At 68.5% G+C, this 1,110-nt stretch carries 1 protein-coding gene; it reads left to right on the top strand.

Annotated elements, in window-relative coordinates; genetic code table 11:
* Nucleotides 1-23: 23 nt before the first annotated feature.
* A complete protein-coding gene (gene rfbB, locus HNR51_RS26530; RefSeq protein WP_182556960.1) occupies nucleotides 24-1,082 on the top strand; it encodes a dTDP-glucose 4,6-dehydratase in 1,059 nt (352 codons plus the stop codon).
* Nucleotides 1,083-1,110: the final 28 nt, after the last annotated feature.

The raw sequence follows: 1,110 nt of genomic DNA on the forward strand, positions 1-1,110 counted from the left end.
ATGAATCGACGGAGTTGAGAGCGATGCGCATTCTGGTGACGGGCGGCTGCGGCTTCATCGGCTCGGCGCTCGTGCTGCATCTGGTGCAGGATCTCGGCCACGAGGTGCTCACCCTCGATGCGCTGACCTACGCCGCCAACCCGATCTCGCTGCAGCCCCTGGCCGACGATCCGCGCCACCACCTGGAACAGGCCGACATCTGCGATCCGGCGCGCGTCCACGCCCTCTACGCCGCGTTCCGGCCCGATGCGGTCATGCATCTGGCCGCCGAGAGCCATGTCGACCGCTCGATCACCGATCCGGGGGCCTTCGTGCGCACCAACGTCATCGGCACCCAGGTCATGCTCGACGGCGCCCGCACCCATTGGGAGAGCCTCGACGGCGCGGCCAAGCAGAACTTCCGCTTCCTCCACGTCTCCACCGACGAGGTCTACGGCTCGCTGCCGCCGGACGCGTTCTTCACCGAGGAGAGCCGCTACGATCCGCGCTCGCCCTACTCGGCCTCGAAAGCAGCCTCCGACCACCTCGCCCGCGCCTGGCACGAGACCTACGGCCTGCCGGTGCTGGTGACGAACTGCTCGAACAATTACGGGCCGCGCCACTTCCCGGAGAAGCTGATCCCGCTGATGATCCTGGCCGCGCTCGAGGGCAAGCCGCTGCCGGTCTACGGCGACGGTCTGAACGAGCGCGACTGGATCCATGTCGAGGACCATGCCCGCGGCCTCGTCGCGGTGCTGGAACGCGGGCGCATCGGCGAGACCTACCTGCTCGGCGGGCGCTCGGTGAGGAACAACCTCGAAGTGGTGAAGGCGCTCTGCGCCGCCTTCGATCGCCTGCGCCCCGAGAACGGCCCGCACGAGCGCCTGATCACCTTCGTCGCCGACCGGCCCGGCCACGACCGGCGCTACGCCATCGATCCGTCGAAAGCGGAAGCCGAGGTCGGCTGGCAACCGACCAAGGTGTTCGAGCAGGCGCTGGAAGAGACCGTGCGCTGGTACCTCGACAACGAGGCGTGGTGGCGCCCGATCCGCGAGGGCCGCTATTCCGGCGAGCGCCTCGGCCTCGCGCAAAAGAGCGCGTGAGCCTGATGGATATCCTGATCCTCGGCGG

It is taken from the genome of Methylorubrum thiocyanatum (assembly GCA_014138645.1).
Taxonomy (GTDB): Bacteria; Pseudomonadota; Alphaproteobacteria; order Rhizobiales; family Beijerinckiaceae; genus Methylobacterium; species Methylobacterium thiocyanatum.